This is a genomic window from Vibrio sp. SALL6 (genome assembly GCF_002002385.1).
GTDB classification, from domain to species: Bacteria; Pseudomonadota; Gammaproteobacteria; order Enterobacterales; family Vibrionaceae; genus Vibrio; species Vibrio parahaemolyticus.
The window spans coordinates 159,576-175,441 of record NZ_MQVK01000015.1 but is presented as its reverse complement, the minus strand read 5'-3'; the positions used below and the strand labels follow the sequence as shown (position 1 = coordinate 175,441).

16 protein-coding genes are annotated in these 15,866 nt (G+C 44.1%); 9 read left to right on the top strand and 7 right to left on the bottom strand.

Annotation, left to right across the window (positions count from 1 at the left end; translation table 11 throughout):
* Positions 1-13 precede the first annotated feature (13 nt).
* The 4 genes from BIW15_RS09365 to BIW15_RS09350 form a co-directional block, all read right to left on the bottom strand.
* Positions 14-373: a glutaredoxin gene (locus BIW15_RS09365; RefSeq protein ID WP_005482613.1), complete on the bottom strand. Its 360-nt coding sequence runs from the start codon at positions 371-373 to the stop codon at positions 14-16.
* A 110-nt stretch (positions 374-483) separates the two neighbouring features.
* Positions 484-1,026 carry a hypothetical protein gene (locus BIW15_RS09360; RefSeq protein ID WP_077280900.1) on the bottom strand — a complete coding sequence of 181 codons (543 nt, stop codon included), beginning with the start codon at positions 1,024-1,026 and terminating at the stop codon, positions 484-486.
* Positions 1,013-1,558, bottom strand: coding sequence for a YaeQ family protein (locus BIW15_RS09355; RefSeq protein WP_005482675.1), 546 nt, complete (start codon positions 1,556-1,558; stop codon positions 1,013-1,015). Before BIW15_RS09355 ends, BIW15_RS09360 begins: the two co-directional genes overlap by 14 nt.
* Before the next feature lie 90 nt (positions 1,559-1,648).
* Positions 1,649-1,858, bottom strand: coding sequence for a cold-shock protein (locus BIW15_RS09350; RefSeq protein ID WP_005375625.1), 210 nt, complete (start codon positions 1,856-1,858; stop codon positions 1,649-1,651).
* 367 nt (positions 1,859-2,225) lie between these two features.
* Between BIW15_RS09350 and BIW15_RS09345 the strand changes: the two genes are divergently transcribed.
* On the top strand, positions 2,226-2,519 hold the full coding sequence (locus BIW15_RS09345) for an alternative ribosome-rescue factor A (protein ID WP_025500927.1): 294 nt from the start codon (positions 2,226-2,228) through the stop codon (positions 2,517-2,519).
* Between the two features lie 28 nt (positions 2,520-2,547).
* Here BIW15_RS09345 and BIW15_RS25420 read toward each other — a convergent pair whose 3' ends face one another.
* On the bottom strand, positions 2,548-3,891 hold the full coding sequence (locus BIW15_RS25420) for a PAS domain-containing methyl-accepting chemotaxis protein (protein WP_077280899.1): 1,344 nt from the start codon (positions 3,889-3,891) through the stop codon (positions 2,548-2,550).
* A gap of 475 nt (positions 3,892-4,366) precedes the next feature.
* On the opposite strand from BIW15_RS25420, the gene BIW15_RS09330 reads away from it, so the two are divergent.
* The 8 genes from BIW15_RS09330 to BIW15_RS09295 all read left to right on the top strand — a co-directional run bounded on the left by BIW15_RS09330 (position 4,367) and on the right by BIW15_RS09295 (position 13,929).
* Complete coding sequence (locus tag BIW15_RS09330) at positions 4,367-5,809, top strand: diguanylate cyclase domain-containing protein (RefSeq protein ID WP_077280897.1); 1,443 nt, start codon at positions 4,367-4,369, stop codon at positions 5,807-5,809.
* A 116-nt stretch (positions 5,810-5,925) separates the two neighbouring features.
* Positions 5,926-6,672, top strand: a complete 747-nt coding sequence (locus BIW15_RS09325) for an outer membrane lipoprotein-sorting protein (protein ID WP_005487829.1) — start codon at positions 5,926-5,928, stop codon at positions 6,670-6,672.
* Between the two features lie 40 nt (positions 6,673-6,712).
* A complete protein-coding gene (locus BIW15_RS09320) occupies positions 6,713-7,942 on the top strand; it encodes an ABC transporter permease (protein ID WP_077280896.1) in 1,230 nt (409 codons plus the stop codon).
* Positions 7,932-9,167 (top strand): FtsX-like permease family protein, encoded by a 1,236-nt coding sequence (locus BIW15_RS09315; RefSeq protein WP_025624755.1) that lies wholly within the window; start codon positions 7,932-7,934, stop codon positions 9,165-9,167. The genes BIW15_RS09320 and BIW15_RS09315 overlap by 11 nt, the downstream gene beginning before the upstream one ends.
* Complete coding sequence (locus tag BIW15_RS09310) at positions 9,167-9,880, top strand: ABC transporter ATP-binding protein (RefSeq protein ID WP_077280895.1); 714 nt, start codon at positions 9,167-9,169, stop codon at positions 9,878-9,880. The genes BIW15_RS09315 and BIW15_RS09310 overlap by 1 nt, the downstream gene beginning before the upstream one ends.
* Positions 9,873-11,087 (top strand): hypothetical protein, encoded by a 1,215-nt coding sequence (locus BIW15_RS09305; protein ID WP_077280894.1) that lies wholly within the window; start codon positions 9,873-9,875, stop codon positions 11,085-11,087. Before BIW15_RS09310 ends, BIW15_RS09305 begins: the two co-directional genes overlap by 8 nt.
* A gap of 144 nt (positions 11,088-11,231) precedes the next feature.
* Positions 11,232-13,232 (top strand): methyl-accepting chemotaxis protein, encoded by a 2,001-nt coding sequence (locus BIW15_RS09300; protein ID WP_179115256.1) that lies wholly within the window; start codon positions 11,232-11,234, stop codon positions 13,230-13,232.
* 217 nt (positions 13,233-13,449) lie between these two features.
* Complete coding sequence (locus tag BIW15_RS09295; protein ID WP_005461991.1) at positions 13,450-13,929, top strand: Dps family protein; 480 nt, start codon at positions 13,450-13,452, stop codon at positions 13,927-13,929.
* A gap of 111 nt (positions 13,930-14,040) precedes the next feature.
* Here the strand turns inward: BIW15_RS09295 and BIW15_RS09290 are convergent, their stop codons facing one another.
* Both BIW15_RS09290 and BIW15_RS09285 read right to left on the bottom strand, forming a co-directional pair.
* The gene (locus BIW15_RS09290; RefSeq protein WP_025526254.1) at positions 14,041-14,649 is read right to left on the bottom strand and encodes an HAD family hydrolase; all 609 of its coding nucleotides are present in this window, start codon (positions 14,647-14,649) and stop codon (positions 14,041-14,043) included.
* Between the two features lie 133 nt (positions 14,650-14,782).
* The gene (locus BIW15_RS09285) at positions 14,783-15,859 is read right to left on the bottom strand and encodes a PQQ-dependent sugar dehydrogenase (protein WP_077280892.1); all 1,077 of its coding nucleotides are present in this window, start codon (positions 15,857-15,859) and stop codon (positions 14,783-14,785) included.
* Positions 15,860-15,866 lie beyond the last annotated feature (7 nt).

The window sequence follows — 15,866 nt, the reverse complement described above, 5'->3', positions numbered from 1 at the left end:
TTCTTAGGGGGAACTAGGCAAATTCTTTTTCAAGATAAGCGACAATGTCTGATGACTCATAAAGCCATTGCGTTTCGCCATCTTTTTCAATACGAAGACAAGGCACTTTCACGCGACCGCCACCTTGTTCAAGTTCAGCGCGGTGAGTTGGGTCATTCTTCGCATCACGTAATTCGATATTAACGGATTGTCGTTTCATCGCACGTCGTACTTTGACGCAAAAAGGGCAAGCTTCAAACTGATATAACGCGTATTGCTTTGCTTTGTCATCGACGTTGCTCTGCGCTTCGTTAGTGCGTTTGATGCCACGAGGAGAAAAGACAGCGTTCAGCAATAAAATGACTTTGCCTAAAATCCAACGGATAAACTTCATAATGATCCCTTGATGCTCAGTGGATGAATGTCCTTAACAATGCAAACATGATGCTTGTTGCATTGGAGACGCAGTCTATCAGTTGTTTCGGATTGATAAAACCATGTATTTTATGAGGAAAAGAGTCGCTTCAACCAGCCGAAAAAGCCATTTGATGCTGTTGGGTTTGCCTCTTTACCTAAATAGAAGCTTTGCATTAGCCCTGTTCTGAACGCGTCAACATCAATACGTTTAATCACAAGTTCGTGCTGTAATGTGTTTTGTGTCTGCTCCGCGTGATCGTGCGCTAAGCTAAAATCCATGTTCAGATAGCCTTGAGTGAAGAGCCACAAATGGGTGATCAGAACAAGATCTTCTGCCGATTGATTGGTGAATTTGTCTGCTTGCTCATCCCCAAGCGTATCTGCCAAGACCTTTTGCATTTGCTGTGTCGAATGAGCGTGTTGTTCATACAACGCACTTGCTTCGATATGGGATTTCGTCAGGAGCCCGAGTAGGTGAAGCACTGGATTCGTTGCTGGCTTGTTTTCACATACGCGTGCAAACAACGGAGCTTGTTCTTTCAACCAACGCTTCTTGGCAGCTTTATGCTCATCAACGAAGGGAATCTTTTTGATTCCCATTTGTTTAATCAGTTCACTAAGGGGCGTCATGACTTTGCAGTTCCTTCACTGTTACTTCGACGTGTTGATCGTTCACATCAACAAAAATAGAGGTGCCGGTAATCATAACAGAAAGGTTTGTACCACGGTCAAGGTGCTGACAAATCATATCGATAGCGTCGTAGTCAAAGCTTTCTACGCTTACTGGAAGCATTGAAAACTTACCTGACATTTTCTCCCACCACACCGGTGCTTTAGTATTGTACGTATAGACCTTGACCTGCTTGGCTAGGCGAGAGGCTTTTTTGATTCGATCTGGTTCGGGTTCGCCGATCTCAATCCAATGCGTGATGCTTTGGTCATCTGCAACATGCCATAAATCTGGCTCTTCCGTGGTTGAGAGGCCTTTGGTAAATTCCAAGTCTTTTTGGGCATTGAGGCAGAAAGCCAAGATACGAGCCAGCATGCGTTGAGGTTTTTCAGAGGGATGCAGAGCGATAGTAAGGTTCTTGGAATCGTAGTAATCGTTATTCATATCGGAAAGAGCGATACGAAATTTATAAATGGTTGGTTTTAGAGCCATGGGTTTATATCGTTTTTATGGGCGAAAATTTGCTTTGGGCAAAAAAATAGCCAGCTTAAAAGCTGGCTATCATATCAAATTCTTTAAGAATTAAAGTACTTTGATTTGCTCTGCTTGAGGGCCTTTTTGACCTTGAGAGATAACAAATTCTACTTTCTGGCCTTCAACTAGAGTACGGAAGCCGTCACCAGTGATTGCAGAGAAGTGAGCAAATACGTCAGGACCGTTTTCTTGTTGGATGAAACCGAAGCCTTTAGTTTCGTTGAACCACTTAACTGTGCCAGTAGCTGTGTTAGACATGTCTATTTCCTAAATATCTAAATTTGTGTAATCTTTCGCCTCAACGGCGCTTATAGCGTGGAAAAATAAATTGCTATTGCGTACCACAGGACGACGGAGTTACAAGAAATCCAACGAAATGTGAAAACAAAGAACTTTCTTTCTAGCCGTGTTTGAGTCTAGGTTAAATCCTGTAGGAGTCAACATATATTAGTGCTTTATGGAGAAATATTTGTATTTAGTCACTATTTAACCGGCATGTTTTTGATTAAATTTCAAATAAATGACGTAGAAGTGAAGTTTTTAAGCATAAAATACGAGGAATTCTACAAATTTGACTTCTTTATATAATTATTGTCCAATCTGGTTCGACCATTAAGGAGGATTTATGGCAAAAGCAAAATGTAATCCTCAGCCGAATGAATTTAACAAAGACACCGAATTCGGCAGAGGCGAGATTAAAGACAATGCGCTAAAGGCAGTTGTTACCAGTCAGTTGTTCAGAACCCGAGTCGTCAAAGCGAAAAAAGGTAAAGGCAGCTTCAACCGTAAAATGAAGCACCGAGGCAAAGAGCCCTATTCAAAGTTCTCACCAAAGTGGATTTTGAATAGGGCTTTTTTCTTGCTCAGAGTCAAAGAATTGTTTGATCGAAAAGTTTCTGTTCAGGCCTATTGCTCATAAAAATCAATACTTAGCTGTCAAGTTTGCGCTAACCATTTGATGCTGAATTCAAAGGGAGATTAGTATCCTGATTGACGATAGCTCTCAGCGCGCTGATCGACTCAACTGTTAGGTGTGAACCTTCATCGATTGATTTCATAAACTCGTCCACTTCCAATAGTTTCGACATCGAACTGAGAAAGCCTTGGTTGATGACTTCGATAAATGAGCGAGTTTCGGTCGTTAGGGATTGGTTGCTCAGAACTACGTGGTTGATTTCATCAATCGACGTGCTGGTTCGAGTTGCTAAAGTTCTCACTTCATCCGCAACCACTGCAAATCCTCGTCCATGTTCACCAGCTCTAGCTGCTTCAATCGCTGCGTTTAGAGCTAGGAGATTGGTTTGTGAGGCGATGCTGTCGATCACTTTGACGATTTCAGTGACTTGCTGCGAGGTTTTAAATAGCTCTTGAACTTTATCGTCACAAGCGGTGACGGCTCTCAGTACTTCTTCAATCATGGTGCGAAACTCATTCAGAGAATGTTCTGCGCCGCAGACGTTTGATGTGGCTTCCTCGCTGGCGTTTCTTGCGATAAAAGAAGAGTCGGCTATCGCTTGAGAGATGTTTAAATCCCTTTGAACTTTATCAGTGATGTCAGATGCAAATTTGACGACTTTGATGACTTTGCCCAACGGATCGAAGATGGGGTTGTAAGTGGCTTCAATGTACACTTTGTCACCTGAAGCTGAACGCCTTAAAAATTGTCCGGACTTAAACTGGCCGGCGGCGAGATCTTTCCAAAAGCCGGGATTTTCTTGGTAAAAATCGTCAAAGCAAAATAGTTTGTGATGTTTTCCTTGAACATCGCTCAACTCGTATCCCAAGGTTTTTAAGAAGTTTTGGTTGGCGGTCAGAATGTATCCTTCACGGTCGAACTCAATCGTGGCTAGAGACAGATCTAACGCATTCAAAATGGCTTCTTTTTGCTCTGATTCTAGCCTCTGTTGTGTCACGTCTGACGCGATCTTGACTACTTTTTCAATTTGTCCGTGTTCAGATTCAATGGGAAAGTAACTGGCTTCAAGTACCAGTCTTTCACGTTGCGAGGTTAGACGCTCAAACGTACCGCGTTTATGCTTACCCATTTTTAAGTCATCCCAAAATTGTTGGTATCGAGGGGACTGAACATAGCCTCGGTCACAGAAAATCGAATGATGTTTTCCAACAATCGCTTCTCGTGTGTATCCAACACAAGAAAGAAATAAATCATTCGCATTGAGAATGATGCCTCTCGTATCAAACTCAATCATTGCCATACTATCGGATAAGCCTTTGATGAAGCGGCTGTATTCACTTTCTGCTTCTTGGTTTCGAGTTCGCAAGCCAAACATTTTGAATTCCTTTTCTAAATGAGCTTTTCAAGAATTTAGTTTTCGCTATTTGTTCGATGTAAGTATTTGTAAATAAAGTTGTCAGTATGTAAATTTAGGCGTACATGTGCATAAAGCAAATGGCAGCAGAGTCAATTTTGTCGCGTTTTTGGCGAATGTTTGATGGCTTTGATTCGCGTTTGGGAAATAACTGTATGCAAAACAAAGGGGTGGAAGGTCACTTCTTCACAAGATGTATAGAAAACTTCTTTTTAAGAAATTGTTCAATTGAGCTTATTAATGAAGTGTATATAAACAAATTAGTGACTTCGTATTCAAAGTAAGAATAACAAAAAAGTACCAAATTTGTATTAAAAAGTACTAATTTAGATTCATATCAATAAGCATCTCATTTCGTTATTGATAGGTCTGCTATATCTTTATTCGAATCAAACAGCAGACATTGTTTTCAAAAAAAGACTGGTGAGTAGTGGGTATGGCATCAACAAGTTTTAGTACTTATGGTTACAAGTGCACTAGGGCGTGTACTTCGTTGTTATTACTATGGCTTGCCATGTGTTCGTACAGTTTCGCTCACCAAACTAAAGTCGATACATTGATTGTCACCAATTCTAAGGCTTGGAAGCCGTTCTCATATGTCTCACAAGATGGTGAACCCAAAGGCATTCTGATTGACTTCTGGCGAGAGTATGCCGAAAGAAATCACGTTCGTGTTGAGTTCCTGCTGCTCGATTGGGAAGAGTCTTTGCGTGCAGTTAAGGAGGGGCGTGCGGATGTTCACGCTGGTCTGATTTACTCTGAGGCTCGCGATAAGTACCTTGATTTTGGTGCGGTTATCATGCCTATTCAAACCAAGTTGTACGTCAATAAAGATATGCTAGCCGTTGATATTAAGGGCGTTCTTACTGGAGAGGTAGAGCTTCCTATTGGCTTGGTAAAAGGCAGCTATGAAGCGGAATTTGTGCGTGCCAACTACCCTAGAGCGTCGCTAGTGGAATATTTAAATAACGATGCGATGCTCCGAGCTGCCGTCGAGAAAAATATCTTGTACTTTGTCGCCGATTTGCAAGTGGCTAACTTCCACATGGCGACAACACCAGATGCAGGCATGTTTGTGCCTACCCTCAATCTGTACAGCAAAGATCTGCGCATTGCGACAGGCGAGCACAGTTCGATTCCAGTGACGAAAATCTCCCACGACTTTGAAAAAATCATCGACTCAGACAAAGAACGGATCCTCAATCGTTGGAGTTTGGTCAAAACGGTATATCCCATTTACCTGTTGCCAATTGCCATTTTCATCATGGTTATTGCCACGCTTTACCATATCTTCGCCCTTAAGCGAATGGTGACTCTACGAACAAAGCAGCTTACCTTAGCAAATCAGCAATTGCTTGAACTGACGCTGACGGATCCGCTCACCAAACTTTATAATCGCAGGCATTTGATCGAGCGTTTGGCAACGCTGAGTTCATTGCAAAAAAACGTAACCGTGATGGTGTTTGATATTGATGACTTTAAATCTATAAACGACAAATACGGCCATTTAATCGGTGACCAAGCGATTGTCGCTGTTGCCGACACGGCAAAATCGCTGACTGACGAACGAATAACCTTAGCGCGAATCGGTGGTGAGGAATTTGCGTTGGTGACTGCCTCTCTATCTGAAAAAGAAGCTGAAACGCTTGCAAAGGCGATTTGCAGCTGTGTTTACGATCGACCTGTTTTACTCAATGGGCAAGCGATCCATGTCAGCGTGAGTTTGGGTTGCGCCTATTATCGCGAGTTCAAAGGCATCATAAACTTGCACGAAGCCGACCAACTCATGTACTGCGGCAAAATGAATGGTAAAAACTGCGCGATGTTCAAAGTGATCGATAAAAGCAAAGTTGAGCCTCTTCTTCGTCAGGTGCCTTAAGTTTTTGCGTAGTGAATCGCTATTTCGATTTTTCCTCTTGCTATACTCAATTGAATTTCAAGTTTTTATTGCCGCTTTTCGTTTCTGAGATTAGCTCAAAGACTTAGAGGAAAGTTATGCCAAAAGCTGTCGCCGCTCTGTTTTTCCTGCTCTTCACTTCACTTTCGTATGCCGAAAGTGCTTTCGATATTGTCCAAAAATCAGACCAAGCAATGAGGGGAAAATCCAGTTATAGCGAGGCAACCATGGAGATCGTTCGTCCTGATTGGACACGCTCTATGACGATGAAAAGTTGGACAAAAGGCACGGAGTTGTCGCTCGTGTTGGTAACCGCACCAGCCAAAGATAAAGGCAGCGCATCGCTAAAGCGTCATAGAGAAATGTGGAACTGGGTGCCGAGTATTGAGCGCGTAATTAAAATCGCGCCTTCTATGTTGAGCCAATCTTGGATGGGGTCGGATTTTACTAATGATGATCTGATCAACCAATCATCAATCGTTGTGGATTATCAACACGCTTTACTCGGCAATGACAGCTTTGAGGGGGATAAAGTCTGGGTCATTGAAGCGACGGCTAAACCTGATGCGCCTGTTGTTTGGAACAAAGTTACGTTGTGGATTTCTCAGTCGACGTATTTGCAACGCAAAGTGGAATTTTATGATGAGTTCGATGAACGGGTGAATGTGTTGACGACTTACGACGTTAAAGAGTTAGGCGGTAGAAAGATAGCGACGCGAATGGAGATGAAACCCGTCGATAAACCGGGGAATAAAACCATTTTTACCACGCATCAGGCACAGTTTGACTTCGATATAAATGATGACTTTTTCTCACAGCAGCAAATGAAATCCCTGCGTGATTAACTTGCGGTAGAGACGAACAAAAGAGAGGGGTGAGAAGCGGATGCTCATCAAACTTGCATGGCGCAACTTATGGCGGCAAAAAAGGCGGACGTTACTGACGGCCACTGCTCTCGCGCTAGTGCTTTTTCTCTCCTTACTCACCAGAGCGTTCCAAGAAGGTAGCTACAGTTCCACCATCAAAAACGCAGCAAAGTTTTATACTGGGCTTATTCAATTGCAAAATCCTGAGTTTGGCGACTCATCTAGCATTGATGATGTGCTTCCTCAAACCGATACTTTTATTTCAGCATCTAAAGCGAACTCTGATATCGATGTCATTCTTCCGCGTGTTGAATCTTTTGCCTTAGCGGCGAAAGGGGAGCGTTCGAAAGGTGTCATGGTTCTAGGCGTTGATCCTGAATCGGAAAATGCGTACTCCCACATTAGTGACAAATTGGTTCAAGGTGAGTTTATCGCCTCTGGGCAAAATGCGGTTTTGGTCGGTGGCGGTTTAGCGCAGTATCTTCGTTTGAAGATTGGCGATGAGTTGGTGTTGTATGGGGCTGGGTATCGTGGTCAGACTGCTGCGGGGTTGTATCGTGTCGCGGGAATTTTGCATTTCCCGTTACAGCAGTTGGATTCCCAATTGGTTTATATGCCTCTCGATACAGCTCAGACATTGTATTCACTTGATAAACAAGTGACGGCATGGGTGCTCAATACTTCAAATTTACGCGTATTGCCCAGTGTGATTGAGCAATTAAAGCGAGATTACGGCAATAGCGTCGCCGTAAAAGGCTGGCAGGAGTTATCGCCGGAGCTTTCTCAACAAATCGCATTAGACAAAGCTGGCGGGATCTTCCTCATCTACATTCTGTATGGCATCGTTGGCTTTGGTCTATTCGCGACCATTTTGATGACGACGTTAGAACGCCAGCGTGAATTTGCTGTGATGTTGGCCACTGGGATGCTCAGGAGCAAGCTGATTGGTTTAATTTCAATTGAATCGCTTTTCATCGCCATTATTGGCATTGTTTTGGGTTTGATCGTCAGTGCACCTGTGCTTGGCTACTTCTATTTTAATCCCATTGAAATCACTGGAGAAGCCGCTCAAGTCATGTTGGAAAGTGGTTTTGAGCCCATTGTGCCAGTTTCTCTCGATCCTCACTTGCCGCTTAACCAAATTATCGTGGTTCTCATCATCTTATCCTTGTGCCTTGTCTACCCGATGATTCGTCTCCTTCGTTTACCTATCGCCAGTGGGCTGAAAGGGGGCGCGCATGTTGATTAAATTGGCTTGGCGTAATCTTTGGCGGAACAAACTAAGAACGTCCATCATGCTTGGCGCGATGGTGTTTGGTTTGATGGGTGTTGTCGCCATGATCGGATTTATGAATGGTTTAGTGGACAGCATGATCAAAAATGCGATTGCTTGGCAAACCAGCCATTTGCAGATTCATCAAAGTGCTTATCTCGTTAATCCTGAACTGAAAGACATCATACCTGACTCGCAAAGCATCGTGACAACGTTAGACAAGCATCAAAGTGTGAAAGCCGTATCGGAGCGGTTTCTCGCCGATGGCATGATAGCTTCTGCTCGCAGTTCTCGCGGTATTCGTATTAATGGTATTCATCTTGAACAAGAGCAGAAGATAACGCCGCTTTCTGAGCATATCATCGATGGTTATTGGTTGGATGAAGAGGGCCGGAATCCCATTCTTGTATCGCAAAAGACGGCGAAAAGATTGAAGCTACGGGTCGGTTCAAAAGTCATTCTGACGCTTTCCGATATCAATGGGGATGTCTCTGGCGCTGCGTTTAGAGTGAAAGGCATCTTCAAAACACCGTCCACGACCTTTGATGACGGCAATGTGTACGTCCGTAAAGCTGACCTAGAGAAAATTGCAGGGATAGCAGGGGCGCATGAAATCGCCATTTTGCTCAACGCCAATGATGACGACGTGTTGCAAAATATCGTGTCGTTTACCCGAACCTTGACCGACGATGGTTCAGGAAAGCCGTTAACGGTAAGAACATGGCTAGAAATTCAACCCCTGCTTTCAACTATGATGAGCTCGATGGATATCTCCAACCAAGTCATGCTGGTGGTGTTCGTGTTGGCTATGACGCTTGGCATCATCAATATCATGCTTATGTCGGTGTTTGAACGAACCAGAGAATTCGGCGTGCTGATGGCAGTGGGTATGCAGCAACACAAAATTCGTATTTTGATCACGTTGGAAACCATGTTCCTTGGTTTGACGGGATGTGCTTTAGGGTTATTTGGCAGCGCTGCCATGATAAAGCTTCTCAGTGTGACGGGATTGTCGCTTGGAGGGCTGGCCGATGGTTTAGGTGCATACGGCGTCGATACTCTGCTTTATCCCCGTGTTTCGTTTTACGAATATCAAATGATCATTGTAGCGATTTTTATGGCCAGTCTGTTTGCGGCTCTGTATCCCGCACGACAAATTCTCAAGCATCGACCGGCTGATGCCATGGGGGAGAAGACCTGATGACAATTAAACTTGAGCGACTGACGAAAACTTATAATCCAGACAGTGATTTCCCTGTGCATGCGGTACAACACGTTGATTTAGAAATAAAACAAGGAGAATTTGTCGCCATCATGGGGCCTTCTGGCTCAGGTAAAACGACATTGCTCAATATGCTTGGCGGTATTGATGCTCCAACTTCAGGCAGCGTTGAAATCGATGGGTGTTTAATTTCAGAGATGTCGGAGAAAGAGCTGATCGCCTATAGACGAGACAATATTGGTTTTATCTTCCAAGACTACAGTCTTCTTCCTGTTTTGACCGCGTTGGAAAACGTCGAGTTTGTGATGCAGTTACAAGGCAAAACGGAACGAGAATGCCGAGAGCGTGCCATGTCTCTCCTTGAGCAAGTTGGTTTAGCTCAGCAGATGCACAAGCGTCCGAGCAAAATGTCGGGTGGTCAGCAACAGAGAGTCGCTGTCGCACGGGCACTTGCACCTAAGCCTCGCTTTGTCATGGCAGATGAACCGACCGCCAACTTAGACGCAAAGAGTACTTCGGAGTTACTCGACATCATGGAGCAACTGAGCGAACAAGAGGGCACGACATTTATTTTCTCGACTCACGACCCGAGGGTCATCAAACGAGCCCATCGTATTATTGTGTTTGAAGACGGACGCCTCGTGAGAGATTTCGCCAACATCGGTAGCACGGCAGAGAAGTTTCATGCGTAGCGGCTTACACATTCGTTTTTCTCCGCCATGGATGGTGGTTAGTCAGGCATTAAGCCTTTCCTTGCTTGGCTTTTTCAGCTTTTGTGCTGTTGCCAATATCCCTGGTTTACAACCTCAAAAATCTTGGAATTTTGATGGTTATATTAAGTATATGGCGACATACAGCATGCCAGATGATCAAAGCAATACGCTCGATCATCTGCTGCACAATCGTCTGAATTTTGAATACCGTTTTTCTCCAAACTGGCGTGTTAATGTTGGCTTGCGAAACCGAGCTTTATGGGGCGACGCGTTAGACATTCTTCAATATCCCGAACTTGTCGCGCTAGATAATGGCTACTTTGATTTGAGCAAAAACTGGCGCGAAGACGACGTTATTCTGAATTCTCAATTTGACCGATTGTATGTGAGCTGGAAGAGCGACGATTGGAGTGCCAGTGTCGGGCGTTTTCGTATTAACTGGTCCATGAATACCATCTGGAACCCTAATGACGTTTATAACGCGTACTCGATTTACGACTTTGATTATGAAGAGAGAGCGGGCACCGATGCCATTATGGTCAGCAAAAAACTTGGTTTTGCCGACGGCTTAGATTTGGTGTTCTCTCCTTCACAAGAATCTGGGCAAAACAGTGCTTCGCTGCGTTATTTTTCAAATGTTTCTGGGTGGGATTATCAAATTATCGCAGGTCGAGCACGGACGGATTACATTCTTGGAGCTGGATTTGCGACCGATGTTTACGATGCAGGGCTGCGAGGTGAGTTAACTTGGTTTGATCCAATAGACGCTGAATATCAAGGTGAGCCAACGCATAATAACACTGTAGCGAGCTTAGAAGCGGATTACAGTTTTGGTGGTGTTCGTAACTGGATGACAAGAGGGGCTTGGCTGTTTATCTCGAAACCTCAAGATGCCAACAGCGCGCTTGCCTATCTCAACTTGCCGCTGAACGCTAAAACCCTGAGCTTTACTAAAAATACCTTCTATGCCGATGTGAGTTTTGATTTAACCGCATTGAATCGTTTCACACTGTCAGCTAGCTACTATGACGATGGTTCTTACTTTGCAGGCTTATCAAGTAATTATTCTTTAGCTACCGACTGGCAACTGCTCACTGTATTACAACGTTTTTCAGGCAGTGGAGACAGTTTGTTTGGCGAAACACCAGCCACTTTGTTGTTTGCGAATATTCGATACAGCTTCTAGCTTTGCCATGTGACCAGTCGTTGTCTCTGAATACGTTTATCAATGGCGAAGAATGCCTCGTTTTTAAATGCATTTTGATACATTGATTTAACATTTACGCAAATGTCGTTATATTTAAGGCTCATCGTTGTCAGGAGTTTATGGATGAACCTTACAATATCAGGGAAGTTGCAGCTCAGTTTCGTGCTGTTAGCCGTCGTATTTATCGCATCTGCGATTTTCACTTACCGTAATATCAACATAGTTGAACAGCATGCATCATCGTTATTGAGTTCCGATTTGCCGACTGTTGATACTAGTCGTGGAATTCAGCAATCGGTTCAAGCTTCGTTGTCTTCAATCCGAGCGTACATGTTATTGGGAAGTAATGAAGCCGAAGGTTTGCGTTTGAGTCAGGAAGTGCAAAGTATTATGGTATCAACGGACGATGCGTTGCCAACCTTACAAGCTCTGATTTCGGAGTCAGATTTCCAGTCGATTCATCAGCAATGGGAAGCGATGAAAGTGTCACTTTCTCAACTTATTGAGTTGAGCCACAGCGCGGAAAATCTGCCAGCGCATAATCTGTTTATTAACGAAGTTGCACCCATTGCTGAAGTCGCGCTCGACCAAATTCAAAGCCTAATTAATGAAGAGTCAGGCAATGAAATGGGCGGTGAGCGTAAGCGTTTATTTAAAGTCTACGCAGACAGTTACACTTCTCTAGCTAATGCGCTCTCGGCACTGCGTGATTTCCTGTTGTACGGACAGCAAACACATCTGGAGAAGTATCAAGACCTGATCAAATTCCACAACCAATCGGTCGCAGAAATCGACGCTAAACTGGATATGTTGTCAGACAACGACCAATCACTATGGTCATTGTTTAAAGAAATGCAACAGATGTATTTCCCCTTGGCTGATCAAGTGATTACGCTGCGTCAATCAGATGAATGGAACAAAGCAAATTTGCTAATGGCAAATGAGTTGTTACCCGCGGCAAACGCGTTAAATCAAAGCCTAGAAACGATTGTGTTGGCTCAGCAAGCTAAAGCAGATCAAAGCGGTGTTGGCATCAGTCAATCAATCAAAAATGTGCTTACGTCGATGCTGGTGGCAGCATTACTGGTCGTAATTGCGGCGATTGCGATTTCAAAATACATGGGAAATACCATTGGACGCAGAGTCCAGCGATTATCAGAACGAGCGAAGATTATAGCCTCTGGCGATGTTTCTCAACCACCATTGAACGTTGTTGGCAAGGACGAGCTGGCTGACCTTACGAGCTCTATCAATCGTATGAACGAGTCACTGGCAGGCATTGTTGCAGGTGTAAATGGCAAAGCGAACCAAGTGGGCACCAGCATGGGTGCGCTTCTCGAATCGGCACAAGTTACATCCAATAACGTTGAACAACAACAATCCAATATCTCAGAAATGGGGAGTCAACTCGAAGAGATTGCCTTTGCTGCGAGTAATACGTTGGATCAAGCTAATCAATCGGTGCAAAAGTTGTCAGATTCAAAAGATGAGATAGAACAAGGTCGTGACGCACTTGAGCAAAATAAAGCGACCATGGAAAGTTTACACAGCAGCATAGAAAGCGCCAGCACCCAAGTTACACAGTTAAGCAAAGAGAGCGAAGCAATTGGCCGCGTGACGGAAGTGATTGAAGGGTTAGCAGAACAGACTAATTTGCTGGCACTCAATGCGGCAATTGAAGCGGCGAGAGCTGGTGAACAAGGGCGAGGTTTTGCTGTGGTTGCCGATGAAGTGCGTATGTTGGCGACTAGAACCACGCAATCGACGACAGAAATCAACGGTATAATTAACGCAATTCAGCGTTCAACTCACACGGTGGTTCAGGAAATTGAACACAGCCAGTCGTTGGCAGAGCAAGGTGCTGAGCACATCGATAATGCCGTAACGAGATTGGTTTCAACGACAGAGCAGATCGGTTCTCTAAACGAGCAAATGGCAGAATTGGCCGCTGCTGCCGAGCAGCAATCTCACGCGACGCAGTCCATAAATGGGTTAATGGTAGGTATTACACAGTCGGTCGAAAAGGTGGCGAGTAACAGTCAGCATGCTTCTGAGACGTCGTTGCAAGTGAAGCAACAAGTCACCGAGTTGAATCAACAAATGGCCATGTTTAAAACGGCTTAGAACCCCCCCAATGAATGCTCCTCGACCATGAAGAAATACAATGGTCGAGGGTTTCGACTATTCTACTACTCACATAACCTAATTGCTCATTGAGTTTAGTTATTAAATCTATAGCTAAAACCAAATTTCCTTCCTCACCGCTCAGATCTAATATGACTCCATCGGCAGCAAACACTGCAAAAGAATTTTTAAACTTTACTCTCCAAGGAGCAAGATTATGAGCAAACAAGTAAGCTTAATTGGTCTAGATCGTCAACAATCAGAACAACTAGCACAACAACTGAATCAGCTACTTGCCCACTATCAAGTGCTGTACATGAACACACGTGGTTATCACTGGAACATCAAAGGCCACCAGTTCTTTGAATTGCACGTAAAATTTGAAGAGATCTACACAGATCTTCAAACCAAAATTGATGAACTTGCAGAACGTATTTTAACGTTGGGTTACACACCAGCACACGCGTTTAGCCATTACTTAGAATCAAGCGAAATCAAAGAGCATCAAAACGCGACAGCGGGTGAAGAGTGCGTGAAAGGCTTGGTTGATGGTTTTGGTGTTCTGCTTGTTAAACAGCGTGAGATTTTACAAAACGCTGGTGAAGCAGACGATGAAGGTACTGCGGCACTGATGGGTGATTACATCCGTGAGCAAGAAAAACTGATGTGGATGCTTAACGCTTACCTACAAGGCTAAGTTCAAACATTTACATACGATTCGGGAATAAGCCAAAGGAGCACATGAGTGCTCCTTTTTTTGTCTCTGAGAATTGGCAACCTAATTCGCTGAGCTTTTCGGACAAAGGGATCAGTGCGCTGATTCAAAGTACGCCAGCAAATCGGACAGTTCTCTCACCGCAAGTGACGCCGAATTTTTAAATTGTTCGGTGATGCCGTGATGCACTAAACAAGACGGCATTTGTGCATTGTACGCAGCTTGTAAATCGTAAAGGAAGTCACCGACATACAGCACTTCATTTGGCATCAAACGCCACTCCTTGGCGAGCACTTGTAGCGATAAAGGATCGGGTTTTGGTGGATAACATTCACGCGTGATCACTTGCTCAACGGTGATTTGGTTATGTTCCAATTTTCTTTGTGTCGCAATTAGGCAGTTTCGCGTCACGATGGCGGTTTTAATCGCTTTTTTCTCCAAGTAGTTCAGCAATTCATGACAACCAATCATCGGGCTAGATTGTTCAGCATCGGAAATCTCGTGGTCAAAAATGACATTATGTGCATGCTCTTTGTGATGCGGGTGATCGATGCGCTCTACGAAATCCAATAAATCTTCTGTTTGAGGGCAACCGAGTTGCTGACGAAGATCTTGAAAGTTCATATCTGAACTGACGAGCGTGTTGTCTAAATCGAAAATGACGGCTTTTATTCTTTCAAGTTCTAGTGGGAAGGGAATCATAGTGGCCTCGTACAACTTAACCAAACTATCGTTATAAAAACAAAAGGTTATTGTTAAGTTTAGATTCTTCTGGCTAAGTTGTACGAAAATAAATCACTGATGCATCACAAATCGAAAAAGCGTTGCACAGTTCTTATTGCTCGGTTAAGCGGAAGATTTTGCCGCTGTCGGTAGAAAAGTAGATATAGCCATCGGGGCTTATCGTTATATCTCTGATTCGTTCTCCAAGCTTTTCCAGTAAGCGTTGCGATTCTGTGAGCTTGCCATCGTTAATGCTGACGACATTGATATGAGTGAGCTTTAACGCTCCAACTAATATTTTGCCGTTAAGTTCTGAGTATTTATCCCCGCGATAGAGCACCATATTGCTTGGAGCGATAGAGGGAATATAAACCAATTTGGGGTCTTCCATTCCTGGCAGTGATTTCGCTTCACCCACATCAAGTGGGCCCCAATATTCTTTCCCTTGTGAGACTCTTGCCCAACCGTAGTTCGCCCCTTTTTTAATTAGGTTAATTTCGTCACCTCCACGCGGCCCATGTTCAATCGACCAAAGTTGATCTGTCTCTTTGTCGTAGAACAAACCTTGTGGATTGCGATGCCCGAAACTCCATATTTCAGGCTTTGCCTTGGAGGAAGTAAAAGGGTTATCTGTTGGCACCGAGCCGTCTAAATTCAAGCGTAGTATTGAGCCCGCATGTGTTTGAGTATTTTGCCCGTTGTCTCGTTCACCGCGATCGCCAATCGTGAAGTAGATCTTGCCATCAATAAACGCGATCCGACTGCCAAAATGACGGCCAGTATCGGTGATGGCATCGGTGATGAAGAGATCTTTCCAGCCAGTTAGTTGCTCGCCATTTAGCGTTGCGGTGGCAAGTGCGACGGTGTTTCCTTTCTGGGTTCGTTTGCTGTAGGTGAAATACAGCTGTGGATTTTTCTTATCGGTATTTGGGGCGAGTGCGACATCCAGTAAACCGGCTTGTCCACTGGTGTTAACATTCTGAGCACTATGAATTTTCTGGCGTTGACCTGTCATCACATTGAGCAATGAAATGGTGCCATTTTTCTCGTTCACTACTACGCGTTGCGAATCGATAAATTCAATGCCCCAAGGGACTTGAAACCCATTGGCAACCTCATCAGCTTGGTATCGCGCAGCATGAAGTGAAAAAGATAAACAAGCGAGCAGGGCGATGGTTACAATTCTCATGGGTCCT

Coding starts and splice junctions, on each gene's coding strand:
- BIW15_RS09365 (WP_005482613.1), bottom strand. CDS start 373: ATGAAGTTTATCCGTTGGATTTTAGGCAAAGTCATTTTATTGCTGAAC.
- BIW15_RS09360 (WP_077280900.1), bottom strand. CDS start 1,026: ATGACGCCCCTTAGTGAACTGATTAAACAAATGGGAATCAAAAAGATT.
- BIW15_RS09355 (WP_005482675.1), bottom strand. CDS start 1,558: ATGGCTCTAAAACCAACCATTTATAAATTTCGTATCGCTCTTTCCGAT.
- BIW15_RS09350 (WP_005375625.1), bottom strand. CDS start 1,858: ATGTCTAACACAGCTACTGGCACAGTTAAGTGGTTCAACGAAACTAAA.
- BIW15_RS09345 (WP_025500927.1), top strand. CDS start 2,226: ATGGCAAAAGCAAAATGTAATCCTCAGCCGAATGAATTTAACAAAGAC.
- BIW15_RS25420 (WP_077280899.1), bottom strand. CDS start 3,891: ATGTTTGGCTTGCGAACTCGAAACCAAGAAGCAGAAAGTGAATACAGC.
- BIW15_RS09330 (WP_077280897.1), top strand. CDS start 4,367: ATGGCATCAACAAGTTTTAGTACTTATGGTTACAAGTGCACTAGGGCG.
- BIW15_RS09325 (WP_005487829.1), top strand. CDS start 5,926: ATGCCAAAAGCTGTCGCCGCTCTGTTTTTCCTGCTCTTCACTTCACTT.
- BIW15_RS09320 (WP_077280896.1), top strand. CDS start 6,713: ATGCTCATCAAACTTGCATGGCGCAACTTATGGCGGCAAAAAAGGCGG.
- BIW15_RS09315 (WP_025624755.1), top strand. CDS start 7,932: ATGTTGATTAAATTGGCTTGGCGTAATCTTTGGCGGAACAAACTAAGA.
- BIW15_RS09310 (WP_077280895.1), top strand. CDS start 9,167: ATGACAATTAAACTTGAGCGACTGACGAAAACTTATAATCCAGACAGT.
- BIW15_RS09305 (WP_077280894.1), top strand. CDS start 9,873: ATGCGTAGCGGCTTACACATTCGTTTTTCTCCGCCATGGATGGTGGTT.
- BIW15_RS09300 (WP_179115256.1), top strand. CDS start 11,232: ATGAACCTTACAATATCAGGGAAGTTGCAGCTCAGTTTCGTGCTGTTA.
- BIW15_RS09295 (WP_005461991.1), top strand. CDS start 13,450: ATGAGCAAACAAGTAAGCTTAATTGGTCTAGATCGTCAACAATCAGAA.
- BIW15_RS09290 (WP_025526254.1), bottom strand. CDS start 14,649: ATGATTCCCTTCCCACTAGAACTTGAAAGAATAAAAGCCGTCATTTTC.
- BIW15_RS09285 (WP_077280892.1), bottom strand. CDS start 15,859: ATGAGAATTGTAACCATCGCCCTGCTCGCTTGTTTATCTTTTTCACTT.